This is a genomic window from Brevibacillus sp. DP1.3A (assembly GCF_013284245.2).
GTDB lineage: Bacteria > Bacillota > Bacilli > Brevibacillales > Brevibacillaceae > Brevibacillus.
On the sequence record NZ_CP085876.1, the window covers coordinates 6,478,730 to 6,499,147 of the forward strand.

Annotated in this window: 17 protein-coding genes; 3 read left to right on the forward strand and 14 right to left on the reverse strand. The window is 49.4% G+C overall.

Annotation, left to right across the window (positions count from 1 at the left end):
- Positions 1 to 36 precede the first annotated feature (36 nt).
- Both HP399_RS29955 and HP399_RS29960 read right to left on the reverse strand, forming a co-directional pair.
- Positions 37 to 1,128, reverse strand: a complete 1,092-nt coding sequence (locus tag HP399_RS29955) for a sensor histidine kinase (RefSeq protein WP_173620438.1) — start codon at positions 1,126 to 1,128, stop codon at positions 37 to 39.
- Positions 1,121 to 1,822 (reverse strand): response regulator transcription factor, encoded by a 702-nt coding sequence (locus HP399_RS29960; RefSeq protein WP_173620437.1) that lies wholly within the window; start codon positions 1,820 to 1,822, stop codon positions 1,121 to 1,123. Before HP399_RS29960 ends, HP399_RS29955 begins: the two co-directional genes overlap by 8 nt.
- A gap of 196 nt (positions 1,823 to 2,018) precedes the next feature.
- On the opposite strand from HP399_RS29960, the gene HP399_RS29965 reads away from it, so the two are divergent.
- The 3 genes from HP399_RS29965 to HP399_RS29975 are packed head-to-tail and all read left to right on the forward strand — an operon-like array spanning position 2,019 to position 4,228.
- Complete coding sequence (locus tag HP399_RS29965; RefSeq protein ID WP_173620436.1) at positions 2,019 to 2,804, forward strand: transporter substrate-binding domain-containing protein; 786 nt, start codon at positions 2,019 to 2,021, stop codon at positions 2,802 to 2,804.
- A 51-nt stretch (positions 2,805 to 2,855) separates the two neighbouring features.
- The gene (locus HP399_RS29970; protein WP_017246731.1) at positions 2,856 to 3,509 is read left to right on the forward strand and encodes an amino acid ABC transporter permease; all 654 of its coding nucleotides are present in this window, start codon (positions 2,856 to 2,858) and stop codon (positions 3,507 to 3,509) included.
- Positions 3,506 to 4,228: an amino acid ABC transporter ATP-binding protein gene (locus tag HP399_RS29975; RefSeq protein ID WP_173620435.1), complete on the forward strand. Its 723-nt coding sequence runs from the start codon at positions 3,506 to 3,508 to the stop codon at positions 4,226 to 4,228. Before HP399_RS29970 ends, HP399_RS29975 begins: the two co-directional genes overlap by 4 nt.
- A 293-nt stretch (positions 4,229 to 4,521) precedes the next feature.
- On the opposite strand, the gene HP399_RS29980 is transcribed toward HP399_RS29975, so the two are convergent.
- The 12 genes from HP399_RS29980 to HP399_RS30035 form a co-directional block, all read right to left on the reverse strand.
- Positions 4,522 to 5,403: an aminoglycoside phosphotransferase family protein gene (locus HP399_RS29980; protein WP_173620434.1), complete on the reverse strand. Its 882-nt coding sequence runs from the start codon at positions 5,401 to 5,403 to the stop codon at positions 4,522 to 4,524.
- Between the two features lie 255 nt (positions 5,404 to 5,658).
- Positions 5,659 to 7,350, reverse strand: coding sequence for an amylo-alpha-1,6-glucosidase (locus HP399_RS29985; RefSeq protein ID WP_173620433.1), 1,692 nt, complete (start codon positions 7,348 to 7,350; stop codon positions 5,659 to 5,661).
- Positions 7,340 to 7,999 (reverse strand): YesL family protein, encoded by a 660-nt coding sequence (locus tag HP399_RS29990; protein ID WP_173620432.1) that lies wholly within the window; start codon positions 7,997 to 7,999, stop codon positions 7,340 to 7,342. Before HP399_RS29990 ends, HP399_RS29985 begins: the two co-directional genes overlap by 11 nt.
- Before the next feature lie 13 nt (positions 8,000 to 8,012).
- The gene (locus HP399_RS29995; protein WP_081437287.1) at positions 8,013 to 8,825 is read right to left on the reverse strand and encodes a carbohydrate ABC transporter permease; all 813 of its coding nucleotides are present in this window, start codon (positions 8,823 to 8,825) and stop codon (positions 8,013 to 8,015) included.
- Positions 8,822 to 9,742, reverse strand: a complete 921-nt coding sequence (locus HP399_RS30000) for a carbohydrate ABC transporter permease (RefSeq protein ID WP_173620479.1) — start codon at positions 9,740 to 9,742, stop codon at positions 8,822 to 8,824. Before HP399_RS30000 ends, HP399_RS29995 begins: the two co-directional genes overlap by 4 nt.
- Before the next feature lie 57 nt (positions 9,743 to 9,799).
- Complete coding sequence (locus HP399_RS30005; RefSeq protein WP_173620430.1) at positions 9,800 to 11,101, reverse strand: ABC transporter substrate-binding protein; 1,302 nt, start codon at positions 11,099 to 11,101, stop codon at positions 9,800 to 9,802.
- 118 nt (positions 11,102 to 11,219) lie between these two features.
- Positions 11,220 to 12,416: a response regulator gene (locus HP399_RS30010; RefSeq protein ID WP_173620429.1), complete on the reverse strand. Its 1,197-nt coding sequence runs from the start codon at positions 12,414 to 12,416 to the stop codon at positions 11,220 to 11,222.
- A complete protein-coding gene (locus HP399_RS30015; RefSeq protein WP_173620428.1) occupies positions 12,388 to 14,124 on the reverse strand; it encodes a cache domain-containing sensor histidine kinase in 1,737 nt (578 codons plus the stop codon). The genes HP399_RS30010 and HP399_RS30015 overlap by 29 nt, the downstream gene beginning before the upstream one ends.
- A gap of 96 nt (positions 14,125 to 14,220) precedes the next feature.
- Positions 14,221 to 17,325 (reverse strand): beta-galactosidase subunit alpha, encoded by a 3,105-nt coding sequence (ebgA, locus tag HP399_RS30020; RefSeq protein ID WP_173620427.1) that lies wholly within the window; start codon positions 17,323 to 17,325, stop codon positions 14,221 to 14,223.
- Between the two features lie 18 nt (positions 17,326 to 17,343).
- Complete coding sequence (locus HP399_RS30025) at positions 17,344 to 18,342, reverse strand: ROK family protein (RefSeq protein ID WP_173620426.1); 999 nt, start codon at positions 18,340 to 18,342, stop codon at positions 17,344 to 17,346.
- A gap of 28 nt (positions 18,343 to 18,370) precedes the next feature.
- Positions 18,371 to 19,315: a 1-phosphofructokinase family hexose kinase gene (locus tag HP399_RS30030; RefSeq protein WP_173620425.1), complete on the reverse strand. Its 945-nt coding sequence runs from the start codon at positions 19,313 to 19,315 to the stop codon at positions 18,371 to 18,373.
- Between the two features lies 1 nt (position 19,316).
- Positions 19,317 to 20,408: a bifunctional phosphoglucose/phosphomannose isomerase gene (locus HP399_RS30035; RefSeq protein ID WP_173620424.1), complete on the reverse strand. Its 1,092-nt coding sequence runs from the start codon at positions 20,406 to 20,408 to the stop codon at positions 19,317 to 19,319.
- Positions 20,409 to 20,418 lie beyond the last annotated feature (10 nt).

Sequence of the window (20,418 nt, forward strand, 5' to 3'; positions counted from 1 at the left end):
TGGGGTAAAACTTAAATTTTTTTAAAGTGAGGGAGTCTATTCGTAAGGTAAGCGTACTTCAAAAATCGTCCGAATCAAATTGCTCTCTGCAGAAATCGTCCCTTCATGGCGCTCGACAATATTTTTGGCGATAAATAGCCCGAGACCTGTGCTTCCGTTTTGATGACTTCGGGCCTTGTCACCTGTGTAAAACACCTCGAAAAGATGCGGCAGATCTTCCGGGGGAATCTCGTTTCCATAATTGATAATCTGCACAACGACCTCGTCACCCGCAAGAAAACCGTTGATATCAACAAACTGACCATCGTGCCCGTAACGGATGGCATTCGTCATGATGTTCTCGAAAACGCGTGCCAAGAGCTCGCCATCCCCGCAAACCGTCAATCGTGATGCCACATTCATTCTAGTTTCCAGGTGATTTTTCTCCAAGGAAGGATATAGCTCCTCGTTTAACTGCATGAGTAATTCACTCAGGTCAATCAAGTTCTGTTGGATGGTGAGCATGCCGTAGTTCATTCTCGTAATTTCGAAGAGCTCATCGATCAGCTTTTCCAAACGCTGCGACTTGGTAAAAGCAATATTCGTGTAATGTCGGGATTGTTCCACCGTTAACTGCTCGTCCCGCAAAATGATGTCCAAATACCCTAAAACAGAAGTCAGCGGCGTCCGCAGGTCATGCGCCAGGTTCAAAACCAACTGATCCTTGCTGCTTTCGGCAAAATCTCCTCTTTGTACAGCTTCCTGCAATTTTTCACCCGCTAGATTGATGTCCTTGGCAATATCTCCAAACTCATCGTTCGACGGTATTTGAACATGATGGGTAAAGTCACCATTCGCAAGATGATGAATCCCTCTAGAAATCTCCTGAAAATAGGTGGCATACCGTTTAGTTAGCAAGAAGAAAAACAGTATGGCTAGTGGAACAAAAATAATCAGAAAGAAGTAAATGTCCCCTATTTCTCGCATAAAATAGCGAATCGGCGTTAACAAGCTTTCAAACCTTACCTGTGTTCGATAGTAAAACTGTAGCGTTTTAAAGATCACATAGGTAACCGCACCAGATAGAAGCAGACTTAGGCCCAGTAGCTTGACCATTTGGAACCGAAAGCTCCGTATCATCTTAGCCATGAAAGGAATACCCTACTCCCCAGACCGTTTTGATCCACTTGTTCTTGGTTTTTTCTTCTCCCAGCTTCTTTCGCAAGGTGCGAATGTGCACCATGACTGTATTGCAGCCTTCATAGTACGCTTCGCCCCACACCTGCTGGAAAATATTATCCGCACTAAACACCTTCTTTGGATAGCTGGCCAGCAGGTAGAGAATATCAAACTCTTTCGGTGTTAACTCAATCGTTTCTCCGTACAGGCTCACAGTTCGCTGCTCAGGATAAATGACAAGTCCACCTACCTCTAAGATCTTGTTACTCGCTACTGTTACTGCTGATTGATTCAGCTGCTTAAAGCGTCGCAGCTGGGCATTCACACGGGCGACCAATTCCATTGGATTGAATGGCTTGGTCATATAATCATCTGCGCCCATCACCAATCCCGAAATTTTATCCAGATCGGACGTCTTGGCACTCAAAAAGATAATCGGCATATTGTGCTGTTCACGTATGAGACGGGTTACCTCATAGCCGTCCAGCCCAGGCATCATAATATCGAGGATCGCCAAATCAATCGGATGCGTCTGCACGGCTTGGAGTGCTTCCCTTCCATCCGCTGCGATAATTGTGTGGTAACCTTCTTTTTTCACATGCAAGGCAACGAGCTCAGCAATCTCCGCTTCATCGTCGGCGATCAATATGGTGACCTGCTTCATCGTTTTTCCCATCCCTTTTATACATTTGCTACCATTATAGCAGGTATGAAAAAACTTTTCTGTTATCGCACCATGATATCGTTCATACAATTATGGATAATAATTACTTTCAGTTTGTTTTGACTTTACCGACTTTTCTATATTAATATATTCATGTCCATATCATATCTATCATAAATATACTTGGGGGTAATTTATGAAAAAACTAATGTTTGCTGTTGTTTCTAGTTTGTTGGCACTCACGGTAAGTGCATGTGGCAGTGGCACGGATCAAGCTTCCACAACATCTGGACAATCCGGTGCAAAAAAGTACGTTATTGGTACAGATGCAACATACCCACCCTTTGAGTTTGAAAAAGACGGAAAATACGTGGGAATTGACATCGACCTGATCAATGCGATCGCCAAAGAAGAAGGCTTTGAGGTAGAAATTAAGCCGATGGACTTCAAAGGAATCATTCCGGCTGTTCAAGCGAAGCAATTGGACGGTGCCATTGCAGGGATCAGCATCACAGATAAGCGCAAGGAAATTTTAGATTTCTCTGAACCTTACTATCAAGCAGGTCTTTCCCTGGTCGTACGTGAGGACAACACAACGATCAATGGAGAGGCAGATTTGGCTGGCAAAACGATTGCTATCAAAAAAGGAACTACTGGCGCGACCTTTGCTGATGAGCTCGGGAAAAAATACGGAGCGACTGTCAAATACTTCGACGATAGCCCTTCCATGTTCCAAGAAGTTCAAAACGGCAACGCTGATGTGACCATCGAGGACTATCCGGTTATCTCTTATAAGATTACGGTAGACCCTGCTTCCAAGCTAAAAATTGTAGGCGACCGTCTCAATGGTGACCACTACGGCATCGCGGTTTTAAAAGGCAACAAAGAGCTGCAAGACAAACTCAACTCCGGTCTAAAGAAGCTGAAAGAGAACGGGAAATACGACGAAATCATCAACACCTACTTGAGCACGAAAAAATAAAAGGCGCAAGACGCGCCTTTTTTTCACCTTAGAAAGAATGGAGTTGTCCAAATGAGCAGTAGTTGGGATGTCATTGTCGATGCGCTTCCTGTCTTGGCCCAAGGCTCTGTGGTCACGTTAAAAATAACGGTCATTTCCCTGTTTTTCGCTCTCTTAATCGGATTGCTTTTTGGCTTGATGAGCACAAGTCGGTCCAAAGTGCTTCGCGGCATTGCAACCGCTTACGTTGACTTTCTCCGTGGCACACCGCTGTTGGTTCAAATCTTCTTTATTTATTTTGGATTGCCGCCTGTCCTTGATATCAAAATTCCAGAGACAACCGCAGGTATTCTTGCGCTCAGCCTCAATGCCGGAGCGTACCTGGCTGAAATTTTCCGAGGAGGGATTCTCTCCATCGATAAAGGACAGATGGAAGCTGCTCGCTCCCTGGGACTCACGCACGGAAAAGCTATGCGCCTAGTTATCTTGCCCCAGGCTGTTCGCCGCATGATTCCTGCTTTCGTCAACCAATTTATCGTGACGTTAAAAGACACCTCTCTCTTAACGGTCATTGGTATCCGTGAACTGATGAACAGTGGTGAGATTATCATCTCTGGCAACTTCCGCTCGTTTGAAATTTGGGCAGTAGTAGCGGTCTTCTATTTCCTGATGATTTACATCCTCAGTCTGCTATCTCGTTCCCTTGAGAGGAGGTTCGCGAAATGATTCATGTAGAGAACTTGAAAAAGAGCTTTGGCTCGTTGGAAGTCTTAAAAGACATCTCGACTACGATTAAAGAGCGCGAAGTTGTCTGTGTCATCGGTCCCTCCGGCTCGGGAAAAAGTACGTTTCTGCGCTGCCTGAACCAGTTGGAAGAGGTGACATCTGGCAAAATCACCATTGAGGGTGTGGAGGTTACTTCCCCCAAAGTGGACATTAATAAGCTGCGAGAGCGTGTCGGCATGGTGTTTCAGCGGTTCAATCTATTCCCGCACCTCACTGTATTGGAAAACATTATGCTCGCACCTAAGCACGTCAAAAGTTCAGAGCGTCAGCAAAATGAGCAGAAAGCTATACAATTGCTGAAAAAAGTAGATTTGTCGGACAAGCGAGACGTGTATCCAGATCGGCTGTCAGGCGGTCAACAACAGCGCGTTGCAATCACCCGTGCACTCGCCATGGACCCTCACATCATGCTCTTCGACGAGCCTACCTCTGCACTCGACCCGGAAATGGTAGGGGAAGTTCTTCAGGTGATGAAAGATTTGGCCAAAGAAGGAATGACGATGGTCGTGGTTACGCATGAGATGGGCTTTGCCCGTGAAGTAGCCGATCGCGTGATTTTCATGGATGGCGGATATATCGTAGAGGAAGGCAAGCCTGCCGAGATTTTTGACAATCCTCAGCAAGAGAGAACCAAGGCGTTTCTCAGTAAAGTGTTGTAAAACAAAACAAGCAACGGGCATGATCGATTCGTCATCCATCATGCCCGTTTGTTTTTCCCTATGGGGTACCGCCAGCAAACTGCGTTTATCTTAACTCCAATGTGACAATCACTGTTAATTCAAAGGTTGTCACATTGTTTACATGTATTCAAAGTAGCTTTAAGTTGTTTAATTATCTCTGTTCGAGGAAAAGAGTTAGGCTAATCGATCTTTATAAACCAAGAACCAGTCAAGAACACAAAATAAAGTGTTAGACTGTTTTTTGGTTTATGACACTATCGATACCCGCTAGCTCAACAACCAACGGATTTCTGCAATACAGAAATACTTTCCTTGAGGAACGCTTTATTTTTTTCAATTCCCCTGTTTTTACACCAGACAACAGCACTAAAAGCATCGTAAAAATCATAAAAGGGAAGTATTGTCTCCAATTCCATTATGGGACGAATTGTTGAATATCCCTCTATATACGAAACTCTTCTTTGAGGATTTACTTCCCAAACATATCGATTAATTTTTGTAAAATCTATTTCTGAAGATCCTCCCCGTGCACTTTCAAAGTCAATAATTCCAACGACCTCATTATTATTTGTTAATATATTTCCTGGTCGGAAATCCATATGAACAACGCAGGGTCTATCAGGATGAGGTAATGCTGAGAAGGCACTCTCAAAGTGATTAATACATTTTTCGAAAAGTCCTCTCTCAAGGACTTCCTTACAAGGTTCTTTCAACTTTTCAAAGTTATTTTTTATGTATAGTCTCCAATTATTTTCATTAAGAAACTGATAACCGTCTACACCTTCAACACCATACCCCGGCATTTTCACGTCATGCAGCTTGGCATGATACAGCCCAATTTGAAATGACAGTTCATCGTCAATTGTACCTGCACACGGTATTCCTTGAATCTGAGATAGAAGTAAGGCACCAGAAATAAAGTCATCCCCACCCCAGAAATCTAATACTTTTGGAACCGGTATTACCTCGCACAACAATTCAAGCATACGATATTCACGAAACAGTTTATCCCTATTATAAGGGATCTTCGCATATACAGTTTCGCCACTAGTAAGATTCAGTTTGTATACTTGTGAACTAAAAGACTCAGGAACATTATCTATACTTAAAACATTAAGGTTAAATCTTCTTATGATCGTTTGTATTAAGTTCAAAGCGCACCTCGCGTGTTTAGATTAGTTTACTTACCATATCCACATTATTTTGAACTATCCTGCACGTTAGCTTAATGCCTCCAGGTCAAAACAACTAACTCAATGTACTATGAATACTCTAAAATTGAATATAGATATCTAGTATTTGATGAAATAAAAAGAATGGGCAACTCTACATTGAATACTGTAAAGTCACCCATTCTCACTAGTTAAGTTAACTGCGTTTTGCTGGCGGTACCCCTCTATGAACTTCTCCTATACATATTCATTAGCCAGCATCAAAAACACGCTGGACGTCCAAGTAAATGCCCGATCCCTCAGTCCGTCCCCTGTTAGCGCATCGAAATTTTCCGCCATTCCACTGCTTGCTGCCATTCGGCAAAAACGTCTGGCAATCTCCTGAGAAAACGCCACTTCGCCTGCTCGCCGCAATCCATCTACCAACAGCATCGTCACTGGTGCCCAGATCGGACCTAGCCAATAGCCATCCGAGCGGTAGAAGGAACTAGTTGGACTCTCCGTAGCCAATCCATTCTCGGTCAAAAACCGCTCCTGCAAGTCCGCAATCAGCTTGGCCCGGATGTCCTGTGGCAGCTTTTCGCCAAGCACCAGAGGCATATAGCGAATCAAGCTGTCTCCTTGGGTAGGCTGATCGCTTCCAGAGTGGGTCGCGAAAAAGTTTTCACCGTTCCAATGCTTCTCCATGAGCCGTTGCAGCGTCATTTCGGCCTTTTCCTGCCACTTCGCTGCCTCTTCAGAACGGCTCAGCCTCTTTGCCAAATCCGCCAGCACATCCATTTGCAGAATCAAATACGCAGGCAAATCCGGGCTTTCGATTGGCGCCCCATCGAGGAAAATCGTGCTGTTGTCCCAGCCGCAATCGTAGCCGTGATTGTACTGCGGAATCCCGTCCTGATCATCATCGCGGTAACGGAACCACCAATCTGTCCAGCGACAAAGCGGCTCGTACACCTCATCCAGCATCTCGTTTGTAATCGCGTCGTTTCGATCCAGCATCCAGCGCAGCGTCCAGCCGTGAATCGGAGGCTTACAGCAATTCCACAACGCATACCGATCATTGATAAAATCGGGGAAGACACCACTTTCGTCCTGCCTGTCGATAAAAATCATGAGTTGATCCCACGCCAGCGGCAAGTTTGCTCGCGTCAGTGCCATCGCATTGAAACAATGATCCCAGCTCCAGATATTCGTCATCCAGTTTTTGGACATGTACATCGCGGACCGTGGCAGATAACCTTCAGGTCTCACCACACAAGACCAGGTGATGTACGCCGCGAGTTCTCGTGCTTCATTCAAGCCTTCGCGATGCTCCTCAGATACAGAGAGCGTCCGTTCCAGCCACTCGTCGTACTCTTTTTTTACCTGTGCCCATCCATCGGCAAAGGCAGGGTAGCTGCGCTCCTTCCATACCGTGTGGAACTCCTCCAATACGCCTTCCAGTACACCAGTTTCCTCGTCGGGAAGAAAGGTTACGCCCACTTGCTGATCACGCGATGCCTTCGTAGGGTTGACCACCAGCGCTCCAGCAAGCGGAGTCACTCGCAAGCGAATTTCCGTGGAAAAGTGATTGATTTCCCAGCATCCAGCTCCTGCTTGAATCGCGTAGTCTGCTGCCGTCGATTCCAGCACCAGTCGCAAACCAACGCCTTGACCACGTACCTGCACTAGCTGCGGCTCGCTCATGCACAGCTTCACTTCGCCTTTATCCCCGTAAAGACGCAGCAAGGTTGGCGTAGCCTCCGTCTCAAATGGAATCGCCACACCATCGGCTACCAATTCGATTCGAAAAATTGCGCCATCGTGGTTGTCTCCTCCACGAATATTGCGCAAATACAGCCCTTCTGCTCGCTTGGCGTTACCCAGTCGCGAGAGTACGAGATATGACCCGTATCTGCTAAAAGGAACGATTCCTAAATCAAACTGCATATGTCTCACCTCGAGGTTGCGTTGTCGATCGTTTACGATCGCGCTTTTCCAGCAGACGGCTCATTCTGGCATTCATCCACCTGACAGGCAGGCTCGCTCCCAACAAGATCGGCAAAGCGGGAATTGCCAGCAAGAGAATCAAGAGAAGGAGCAAGCCTCCCATCGTGAGGAGCGAATGCAACGGAAAGGCCGCGACCAGCCAAAACGATTGCTTGAGTGTCCTCTTCACGTCTGCATCCTCCTCCCGAACAAGCAGGGAAAAAGCATAGCAAGAGGTAGCCGCATGCAAGAATCCAATCCCCGCAAAAACGGCCGCAATCGATAGCCCCCACAGGGAGCCCATGCGAAGGAAAAACACCACATCAACCCACAGGATTGCCCCTGTTAGCACCGTTCCCCAGCCAAGCCATTGGCTCCTCCAGAAGTAGTGTCGAAAAGCATCCCAGAAGGCGGACGGAAGCCCACGGTCATTCCACTTACCGCTAAGTACGTCGTACAGAGCAGCTGTCGCTGGGAAGATTCCAAAGACGATGCCTCCCAAGAGCGTGCACACCACCCACATGAGATGCGCTGCCGCCATCCGCAACAATCGCTCACCAAATTGATGAAATGACCATGCCCAGCCTTCCCACTTCGCCCGATTCCCCACTGTAGCTCCCTCCTTACTTGATAGCAACGCCAGCTGAATTGTCTACGATATATCGTTGTGCGAGGAAAAAGAGGAGTAACGGCGGAAGCGAGATCAATAACGTTACCGCCATCAGCCCGGTAGCCTCTACTTCATACATCCCTTTAAATTGCGCCAGTCCCAGCGTCAGCGTGTACTGACTTTGGTCATTCAAGAAAATGAGTGGACCCAAATAATCATTCCATGTGCCCAAGATGTTGAATACACTCACCAAAATCAGAGCAGGCATCATCAGCGGCATAATAATCCGTGCGTAAATCTGAAACGAACCGGCACCATCAATACGCGCCGCTTCATCCAGCTCACGAGGAATGGTCAAAATAAACTGTCGCATGAGGAAAATGTAAAACGCTGACCCGAAGAACGATGGCACAATCAACGGCTTGAGCGTGTTTATCCAGCCCAGGTAGTTGAATTCCATGTACAGCGGGATCATCGTCACTTCCCACGGAATCATCATCGTGGCCAGAACGACCATGAACAGAAAGTCTCTCCCTTTAAACGTAAACCGGGCAAAGCCGTACGCAACCAGCGAAGACGATATCAACTGGCCAATCGTGGTCAGGATCGTCACCGTCAACGAGTTTTCCAAATACAGATTAAACGGCTGCGACATCCACGCATTCCCGAAGTTCTCCCAATGCAGCACATCCGGAATCCATTTTGGTGGATACTGCAAAATCTCAGCATCTGACTTGAGCGCAGTAGAGATCATCCAGTAAAACGGTGCGAGAAACAGGAAAGAGAAAAAGATCAAGCTCGCATAAGCGATTGTTTTGCGTATCAAGCCTCTTCCCCTCCCCTGCGGTTGTCGCTTTCGTAGTACACCCATTTGCCGGACGTTTTAAATACGATGAAGGTCAATACCAAAATGATCGCAAACATAAACCAGGAGTTCGCCGAAGCATATCCCATCTTGAAGTATTTGAAGGCGTTGTCATATGCGTACATGGCATAAAAATACGTAGACTGCAACGGTCCGCCTCCTGTGAGCAAGAGTGCTAGACTCAGCTGCTGGAACGCACTAATGATCGTCATAATCAGGTTAAACAAAATCGTAGGACTCACCATCGGCAGTGTAATGCGGAAAAACTTTTGTACCGCCCCTGCCCCATCAATCGAAGCCGCTTCATACAAGCTCTCCGGGATGCTTTTGAGCCCCGCCAGGAAAATCAATACCATGGAGCCTTGCCCCCACAGACTGGCGATGACCATTGCTATGAGCGCCCACGTCGTATCGTTTAGCCAATCTGGACCTGTAATCCCAATTAGACTGAGCAAATAGTTGAAAATACCGTATTCCCCATCGTATACCCACGCCCAAATCATCGCCAGCGCCACACCGGAAATCACGCTCGGTAAGTAAAACACTGTGCGGAAAAAGCCGCTGCCTTTTACCTTCTGATTCAGCATCATGGCCAAAAACAACGCGATGAACAGATTCAACGGTACAAACAACAGCGCAAACTTAATCGTGACCCAGAGCGATTGCCAAAACAATGGATCGTCCGTAAACATATTAACGTAGTTGTCCAAGCCGACGAACGTAACCTCACCAACGACAGGCCAATCAAAAAAGCTCATGACGAGCGAAAATAACATCGGTCCCAGCGTAAAAGCGAGAAAGCCGAGAATCCAAGGCAAGATAAAAAGATAGGGCGTAAGAAACGCCCTTCCCTTGAGTTTTTTCGGTTGAACGGTCATGGCAGGCTGTTTATGTGTCACGACACTCTCTGTATTCAATTCCCTGACCCCTTCCCGTTATTTTTCTAAAAACTTCTGGGAGTCTTTGACTGCCTTGTTCAGTAATTCCTCGGCATTTTGTCCCATCATGATCGCATTGACCGCTGCGGAAAGGTTCCGATTGATTTCGTTCCAGTGTGGATTCAACAGGAATGCTGGTGTGTCAGTCGATTGCTCCAATGTCTTATAGAACGGCGCGTAGAGCGGGTCCTGATCGAGCTTCTTCTCTTGTACGACACTAATACGCACAGGTAAGTCAGATGTACGCATCTTGATCGCATCACTGGAAACGAAGAACTTCAAAAACTCCCAAGCCAGTTCTTTGTTTTTGGAATCCTTGGCGATCGATACAGAGGAGGTTGCAATGACACCCTTACCAGGCTTGCCAGGGAATTGCGGCATTACGACCGTACCAAAGTCGACATTCGCCTTCTTGTACGACTCGAGCGACCATACCCCGTTGTCATACATCGCGAGCTTGCTTGCTTTGAACAAGTCGTTTCCGCTCTGCTGGTTTTTGCCACCGACGAGCAAAGCGCTCTTGTCCTTCGCCAAATCACTGAAAATTTGCAGGGCCTCTGCTGTTTCCTTGCTGTTCATGTAGCCTTCGATGGTTTTTCCGTCAGGGCTGATGAAGCTGCTCCCATTGCTCCACACGAACTGCTGCAAATCGTACGTATCCGGCTCCGAACGAACAGCGAAGCCGTACTGCTTCTTCTCGCGAACGGTCAGCTGTTTGGCTGCTGATTTGAAATCCTCCCACGTCCAGTCGTCTGTCGGAAGCGGTACATTTGCTTCGTTAAACAGCTTTTTATTGTAGAAGACGACCCGCGTCGAGAAGCCCGCTGGGAGACCAAACAATTTTCCATCGAATCGATTATAGTTTAAGAGGCCTTGGTAAAAGTCGTCGATTGCCACTGAGGGGTCCTTCTTTACGTACTCATCCAATGGCTCGAGCGAAGCGTTGTACGTCGGGAAATCCCACATGTACATGACATCTGGCGGGTTTTTCGCTCCGAATGCCGCTACCAGCTTCTGATCAAAACCATCTGCATATGCCTCGACTTGTACCTTCACACCCGGATTTTTCTGTTCGAATTGTTTCGCGATATCTTGTTGGATCTTCAGCATTTGGTCCGTATCCCATGTCGCGAAACGCAATGTAACCGTTTCCTTTTTATCAGACGATGCTGGCGTTGTCGCACCTGTGTTACTAGACGTGCCGTCTGTTCCTGCTGGCTGGGCTTGTGAACAACCAGCTACGACGGCCAAAAGAAGTGCCATGCCAGCTGCCATCCATTTTGACGCAACCTTTTTCATCTGTGATCCCCCCTAGATTTGCCCCTCATTTTTCTTTATTTTAATGAAGGGAAAAAAACGGTGAAACCGCTAACTGTTCGCAATAGTGTGTGAATTTGTTTCCTTTTTTTCGCTTTGTTCAGGTTTGTGCGGTGGAGTGTACGATTGTTCGACTGGACTCCTCCTTTTGTTTGAAACGGTAGTGGCTCGGGGTCATCCCTGTCCACTTTTTAAACCATTTGCTGAAGTATTTCGCGTCAGGAAGACCGACTCGCTCAGCTACCTCCTGAATGGACAGAGCTGTTTCATCCAACATTGCTCGGGCCATTTTTACCCGGCGTTTGTCGAGAAACTCGCCGAAGCTCTCGCCCACTCCCTTTTTAAACATCACACTAAAATGACTGCGGCTCAGTCCCACCTGTGAGGCTACCTCACTGACCGTCAATGGCGTATCAAGACGATCGAGCGCGTAATAAACAGCCTGCTTGATCGGTTCCTGCCACGGGTCTTGAATGACGCCGTACTTGCGCGCCCGCTCCTTACGCTGGTAGAGCATCCGTACCGTCTGAATCCACGGTTCGAGCCCAGCAAACGGGCTTGTTGTCTCCCAGCTCGTCACCCTTCCAGCCAGCTTCCATTCCACGAGCAATGACTCTACCTGCCTGCCAGTACTTGCGGGAGTCAGCAAAAAACGGATATCGCCACATGCGATCCACTCCCATTGGCTGTCCAGCTCCCGTGTAATCCATGCCCGCTCCTGCTCCTCGTCATTTGCACTGCTACCCATTCCTTCCAAGAGCCATACACGCATGGAATCGTTCATCCACGACCAGTGTGTTTGCAAGAGGGAGGACAAGCTTTGCTCGAAATCCCGGCTCAGGCCAGTCAACCACGCACCGAATTCCCGCTTCCATTCATCAGGGCGTTCACGAATGTTTTCAGGTCGCGCGCTCTCGCCTGCCAACTCAGTCCGCAGCTTTTCCAACAACGTACCCCATTCCTCATCCTGAAACTCGGTCTTCAACAAATATCCGGACACCCCGAGAGAGATTCCCTGCTGGGCAAAAGAAAAATCGCGGTGACAACTGAGCAGAAGCACCTTTGTTTGTGGAGCCTGTTCCTTCACCCGCCTGCACAGCTCCAACCCATCCATTTCCGGCATGACGATGTCCGTAATCACCAACTCGGGCTGTATTTGCAGGAAAGCCTCCCAGCCTTTCCGACCATTCGGTGCATCCGCTACCACTTCCATCCCGTAACGACTCCATGGCACCATTGCCTTCAGTCCTCTTCGCACCAGCACTTCGTCATCCACAATCATTACCTTGATGTTCATCAGGAATTTCCTCCCTTTTCGGCCATGTGATTTGAATTGTGGTTCCTTCTCCTCTGACAGATGAAATCTTCATGCCGTGCTCCATACGGAAATGAAGCTTGAACTTCTGATCCACGTTGTACACGCCGAGTCCTCGTTTGCTAGAACGCTCCAGATCAGGATCGAGAAGTTTGGCCAATCGCTCCGGCACAATTCCTGAGCCGTCATCTTGCAACAGCAGCGTCACAAGCCCTTCTTTTTCACTGACACTGATCCGGATCGTTCCGTGCCCGTCTTCGAATGCGTGGAAAAAGATATTTTCCAAAAGCGGCTGGAGAGTCATTCGCGGGATCAAATAGCGACGGCAAGCCTCTACTCCCGTCTGTTCAAATTGAAAAACAGGCCCGTACCGCAGCTCTTGGATTTGCAGAAAATGCTCGACGGTTTTCAGTTCCTTTTCCAACGGGACGAGCTCCTGCGTGATGTCGAGGTTGCCCTCTAGCACTTTGATAAGATGATAGAGCATATTGCCGATTTCATTGGCACCAGATAATCTTGCTTTCCACTGGATAGAATTAAGCGTATTGAACAACAGATGCGGGTTGATCTGGTAGTGAACAGCTCGCAGCTCTGCTTCCTTTTTCAACTGCTCGTTGCGACTCACCTCGGCGATTAGCGTTTGAATCCGCCTCACCATTTGGTTGAAGCTCACCCCTAACCGCCCCAGCTCGTCTTCCGTGTCTACCACTGCGCGCGTCTGTAGCTCCCCTGTTCCGACCAGTCGCATCGTTTCTTGAAGTCGTTTGATTTTGTCTGTAATCCGTCTAGAAAATAAATACGCCAAAAGAAGTGCCAGCACTGCCGAAAGAATCAGCGCTGCGATAAAGAAGGATTGCATCACTTCCGCAGAGCGGTTCATTTGCTCGTACGGCAAGCGCACCTGAATCATCCAGTTGTTGGACTCCAGTGGCTTGTTCCAGACGACATCGCTCTCTTGCTGGACAAACGTACCCGCAGTCTGGTAAATCAGCTCGCCATTTTTAGCGGTAATCGTCACATGCGCACTCATGTCCTCTTCCAACTGCGAAAACAACTGAAACAGCTTGCCTGCCTTCATCTCGATCAAAATCCGGCTGTCCTTCAACACGCCATATCCACTGAGAACGGGAACGACCAGACCGAGCACCTTCTCCTGATTTCGCAGCTCCGCCTCATCCTGAAACCCCACATAATGCCTGGGCGTGTAAAAGCCGATCCATCGCTCCTCATCCAGCTTGGCGGGCAGTCCCTTCCACCACCATTCCCGCAACAGATCCTGTCCATTGATCACATTTTCTCCGAAAAAATAACCGGAGGGCGTCACGATAAAAATGCCTTTTGTATCAAGGTTGCGGTGCGCCCCCAGGTATCGCTCGAAGTTTTTTTGTTCCAGAAAGCCTGTGTACGTCTTCGGCTGTTCCTCCCGCATGACAACCAACGTCGGGTCTGACACGTACGTATTGATGTCATAGGCCATGTATCTCATTTGACTCAGGTAGTTGTCGATCTGGATTTGCAGCTGCGTAGCGATATACTCGCCTGACTTGCTAAATTGCTCGCGAACGACCATCGACGATTTCCAATACGCCATACTCCCCAGAGTAATCAGCGGAATAATGGCTGCAATCAGCATAAAAGCGAGCAGCTTGGCATGAATGCTTCTGCGCGGGAAGAGCGACCATGACTTCATGTGACAGAACCACCACCGGATTTTGATTAGTTGCACTATTCAATCTTCAACTAGATTGTACAACGTTTCGGCGATGCCTTCGAGAACAATCAGCGGTTATTCACACAAATTCCGCTTAGACAACTGAACCGGAGAAATCGTATCCTTCGAGAAAGGCGTTAACCTCATTTGGAACTGGAACTCCACTGGACGCAAGGCATGCTGCTCCGATTGCTTAGGTCCGCAGCTATTGCTACCCAGCCCGTTTTGTCGATAATCGAGATGTAGTGTGACATACTCTCTTTTTACGAGATCTGTCGTGTGCTTTGCTTGCTCCAGATCGTCCGTATCATAGCGAAGTGCACTAAATTCCAAGGTCGGTTGACCCATCGCGAAAAGTCCAATGCCTCGCTGATCGGTGATCGACATCCATTTGACGTCCGTGCGATTGCCATTTTCCTGTGGAAATACATACGGCGTGTACAGCTCATCCACACTCGCGTGATATACCCCGATGCGATTGGCTTCCATGCTGTCGATATACGCCTCTCCTGGACCACGACCATACCACGAGACACGCTCCATATCTTTGGCGACCAATAGCTTTAAGCCGATTCGTGGCAGCATCGCTGGCGGGGTGCCTTTGGGTGTGCCTTGAACATCTACCTGCACTTCGCCATTTCCGAACACAGTATACGTGTAGCGGCACGTAAATCCCCAGTCGTATACAGGCGGAGCAATCCGTACATCGCAGGTAATGACCACCCGATCTGCTCGATCCTGCTGGATGCTTACATGCTCCACCCGGCTTTGCAAACGATCGAGGTACACCTTGCGCCACTCTTCCACTACGTACATGTCATTGTCAATCGGAGCACGCCAGAACGTGAGTCGAGGTCCTGCCACCAACAGCTCCTTGCCTGCAAACACCCAACTCGTCGGCACACCGCTCACTTTGTCAAAAACGAACTGAAAATCTGCTCCTGTAAAGATGATGTCCGTTTTCGTTTCTTTTGTATCTACTCTGCCGAACAGAGGCTGATAGGGAGCAACCGTAACCTGTTGGGCAGCGGTCACTGGCAAGGCAAATTGTGCCCAAGCCAGCTCATGTCCAGCCTGTACCCAGCTCTCATCTTGGTCCAGAACAAAGGAGAGCGTCAGCCAGTAGTCAGTCCGATCCTGTACCTGCACAGGCAAGGTATAGGGAACAGCTACAATGGTGCGACTTCCTGCTTCTGTATGTGGCAGCGACAGCGTTCCGCTCTGCACCACTTGTCCGTCTGCCGTCACACTCCAAACCATTCTCACATGCGCAAGCGTGCGGAAATCATAGCGATTCGTAATGGTGACGAGCCCACTTTCCAAATCAGTCGCTTCTACGACGATTGGCTCAATCACTTTTTTGTATTCGAGTAACCCAGGGGATGGCGTGCGATCCGGACGAATCAGTCCGTCGATGACGAAGTTGCCATTCGTCGGGTAGTCCCCGAAGTCTCCCCCGTAGGCATAATACTCTCGCCCATCCGGCGTATATTGGCGCAAGCCGTGATCAATCCATTCCCACACAAAACCGCCCTGCAAGCGTTGATATTTATCAAATACATGGGCGTAGTCTCGCAAGCCACCGGGTCCATTCCCCATGGCATGAGCATACTCGCACATGATATGCGGCTTTTGCAGATGTTCATTTTCACCGTGCTGGATCATTTTTTCTACCGAGGAGTACATGGTGGAAAATACGTCGCACACTTCTGCTTCGCGATCCTCCTCGTAGTGGATGAGGCGAGTCGGGTCCGCTTGTCGGCACCAAGCGGCCATTGCCCGGAAATTGCAGCCGAAGCCGGATTCGTTGCCAAGCGACCACATGATGATCGACGGATGGTTTTTGTCCCGCTCCACCATGCGCTCCATGCGCTCCACGTACGTCTGCTCCCACTCTGGATCATCGCTCAGCTGACTAATGTTGCCCGTTAACTGGAAGCCATGTGTCTCCAAATCGGTTTCGTCCATGACATACAATCCGTATTGGTCGCACAAATCATAAAAGCGCGGATCGTTCGGGTAATGCGCGGTACGAACGGCGTTGATGTTGTGTCGTTTCATCATGAGCACATCTTCACGCATCGTTTCATACGGGACTGCACGCCCGAGGTCAGGATGATGATCATGGCGGTTCACGCCGTTTAGGCGAATCGCCACGCCGTTTACGAAGAAGTTGTTTCCTTTTACTTCGACCCGTCGGAAGCCCACACGAATCGGGATAACTTCTGACTTTTCGCCCGACTCCTGCTCAATCGCAAGCAGCAGATGATACAGGTTCGGTTCCTCCGCCGACCATTTTTTTGGCTCCTGCACCGGAAGCTCCAAGGTCACGACCTTTTCCTGTCCGGCTACCAGATCGCCTGCTCCGGTTTCGGTCAGCGAAGCGATAGACGTGTAGGATTGATCCAGCAGCTTTGCGGTCACGCTCACCCCGTCATAGGCAGCAGCGGAACTGTTTTCTATATGGACACGTACGCGCAGCACACCATGGCGGAAATCATCATCCAGATCAGTCACGACTGCCAGATCTCTCACATGCAGCTTCGGTCTGGCAATCAGGGAAACATCCCGGAAAATCCCACTCAAGTACCACATATCTTGATCCTCGACATACGTACCGTCCGACCATTGGTACACTTGAACAGCCAAGCGATTACTGCCTTCCTGCAACAGCTCCGTCACATCAAACTCAGATGGCAAGCGGCTTCCTTGGCTATAGCCGACTTCCTTCCCGTTCAACCACACATGAAAAGCGCTGTCGACCCCTTCAAATCGTAGGATCACCTGCTGATTTTGCCACGCAGACGCTACGGTAAACTCTCGTAAATAGCAGCCTGTCGGGTTATCTGATGGAACATCCGGCGGATCGACCGGAAACGGATAGTACAAGTCCGTGTAATGCGGTTTACCATACCCTTGCAGTTGCCAATGCCCCGGCACCTGAATTCGGGCCCACTCCGTTTCATCATAATCGGCGGCAAAAAAGTTTTCCGGCACTCGCAGCGGTGATTCTGCGTAAGCAAACTGCCAATGCCCATTCAACAATTGAAACCACGATGTCGCGCCTCTTTCATACGTCAGTGCTCCCGATTCTTCCGGGTAAGACAAAAAGTAAGCCCGCGCCGCTAAGCGATTTCGCTCTAACAGCTGATGATTTGCCCAGTCATACCGTTGATGCATCGATGTACACTCCTCTTTTTACGATTTCACGGTTCCTTGTTCCCTGTTCATTGCTTGCAGGGCCAAGGCGCCTGCACCGAGCATTCCTGCATCTGCACCAAGCTCGGCCAAAACGATCTTTGTCTGTTGATGAACGACTTCCATGGCGTACCGTTGTACACTCGCTTGTACTGGTGCCAGCAATAGCTCCCCAGCCCGGCAAACCCCACCACCGATCACTACGAGTTGCGGGTTGCACACGTTCACCAAGACAGACAAAGCCCAGCCAGTTACTTCACATGCTTCGTTCCATGCGCAGGTCGCCACTGCATCACCTTGTTCCACTGCCGTAGCCACCTGCTCAGCCGTAATCCGCTCAATCTGTCCATCGCACAGCGTAAACAGAGGAGAGGCTTTTGCTTGCCGCGGATTTGCATCGAGCTCCTTGTCCAAGCGTTCACGGGCCAGTCTCGCAATACCTGTGGCAGATGCGACCGTCTCTACACAGCCGAGCTTGCCGCAATTGCATGGAGCAGTAAGCCCTGGATAGCGCACATGACCAATCTCTCCCGCGAATCCGTGACTGCCGCGAACGAGCTTGCCTTCGTTTACAATCCCTGCCCCCACTCCCGTACCAAGCGGCACGAAAACGAGGTGACTTACCTCCCGACCCGCACCGAATATGGCTTCTCCGAGCGCAGCTGTCCGTAAATCGTTTTCAAAAAAAAGCGGCAGCTCCACCAGCTTCGCAAGTGGTGTCCGCAAGTCTGCCTGATGCAATTGAAAGTTGGGCGAGTGAACTGATATCCCATTATCCGCATCAAAAGGACCAGGAAATCCGATCCCTACTGCCTCTATTTGAACGGGTGATTGATCCCGCAGTTCGTTAATCAGGGCAGCCATTCGCTCGATCAAGATGGGCAAGTTGTTATGAACTTTTGTCTCCTTGGCAGCCCGGAGGAGAATCCGCCCATTCTCGTCCATGACCGCCCCTTTCATTGTCGTACCACCGACATCCAGGCCAATTACATGGCGCATGCTACTCCTCCCTTCTGAACCAGCTATTCTACTCGACTCGCTCCACATGCATCGGCTGACTTCTCAACCTCTGCACATCGTCGGGCGCGATCATGCCCGCTCCAAACGACCGCGTATTCGCGGCGCCGCATGCCATCCCCAACCAAATTGCATCTGGCCAAGCCAAGCCTCGCAGCCTTCCGACAAGGACACCCGCAAGCATGGAATCACCGCAGCCCACTGTATTTTTCACTTCGGTATCCGCTAACGGGATCGCCGAAATACGCCACGTCTCCAGGCCATCGCCAAACCACGCGCCCTCCTCCCCCAACGAGAGAAGGACTCGTTGGGCACCACGCTCACGTAGCTCGCGTATCGCTCTGCATCGGGCCTTGTAGCTATCCAGCGAAAATCCGAGAATCGCTTCTGCTTCCGGTCGATTGGGCTTGATGAGCGAGGGCGTTGCTTTTATTCCTTCCAGCAGGGCCTGGCCGCTCGTATCGAGCACGCATGCGGTTCCTTTCCGGGCGACACCTCGGATGAGCGCAGCGTATGTTTCAGCTGGAACGCCACCTGGCAAGCTTCCGGAAAAGACCATGTACTGTGCCTTGGCCGCCAGCTCGATCAAACGCGTTTGCAAGCGACTGATCTCTTCTTCACTGGGTGCAGGTCCTTGCTCTAACACTTCTGTCACCGTTTTTTCCTGTTCGTCGAGAAACGCCAGACACAGTCGGGATTCTCCGCTCGTTTCAATAAAGGAGGAGGTAATCCCCTCACGTTCGCAGCCTTCCACGATGAACCTCCCGTTGTGACCGGCGACAAAACCGCTTGCGACTACATCCTGCCCCAACGCTTTTGCTACACGGGCCACATTTAGCCCTTTTCCGCCGGGCAAGCTCAGTACATCAGCCGTGCGATGCAGCTCTCCAGATCGAAAATGCGAGAGGCGATACGTCTTATCGATGGCTGCGTTCAGTGTTACCGTTACGAGCATGCTATCTCACCTGCACAGTAACGAGCGGCTGCCCCATTTTTTGTTTGAACAAATTGATCACTTCTACAGGGGTTGGATCGACGCCACGAATCAATGCAGCGTACAGCGACACGAAGTCAGCTAAGTACACGATAGAAAACAACCGAGCCATTCGGGATACGCCGTGGGAATGAACCACCCTTACCCCACCAGCGCGCTCACGCAAAATATCAGCGCTGATCTCTACACGTTGGGTCGTCTTCTCGCTGTCCTCCAGATCGCGAAGGAGTGTAAAATGAACGCCCTTCAGCAGTGCAGACGGCGAATCCCAACCCACAGCTTCGTCGTGGTGAAGGCTCGGAATGGCGTTCCAAAATGCCATCAGCTTGCTGTTTTCCCCGAGCTGGTTTTTCCAACGCCATGCAGGAGCATCGAAAAACGGTAGCGTTCCGTACACAACAGGTATCAGTCCATCCATTTCAATGGCGATTTGTTTGGCTTCATTTTTCTCGATCGGAGAGTCCGTTCCGTAGATGTGCTTCCACTCCTCGAACAGGGCAATCGTCTCCTCGACCTCCGCACGTTTGTCGGAAATCAGCCCGAGCTTCGTCAGGATGGCAAGTATCGGCAGGAAGATGTAGCCGAGTACGATCCGCGGCATCATTCCGCCCGGCACGAGCAAGCACGCATGATTGTGTTCACGAGCCATCTCCAATACTTTTCCACCCGCCGTAATGACGGCGATCTGTGCTCCTTTGGCAATCGCTGCTTCGTAGCCGCTGACGACTTCTTCTGTATTGCCAGAGTGGCTAACGACGATGACGAGCGTCTTCGCATCTACAAAAGCCGGGATGGTGTAGCCTTGATTTAACTGAAGCGGCACTTGCAGTTCGGCAAACAAATACGACTTGATCAAATTGACGCTCGCAGCCGAACCACCACCAGTACCAAGCACCACAATATTTTCAATTTTAACAGAAATATTAGATACATCTAAACTATCAGATAATTTTATGCCTGTTTTAAATTGTTCATCGTAGCTTTCCGTATCTTGCAGTGCAAAAATCGTGTCCAGTTCGCGCAACGCTTTCGCATCATCGAGATTTATACGCATGTAAAATCGT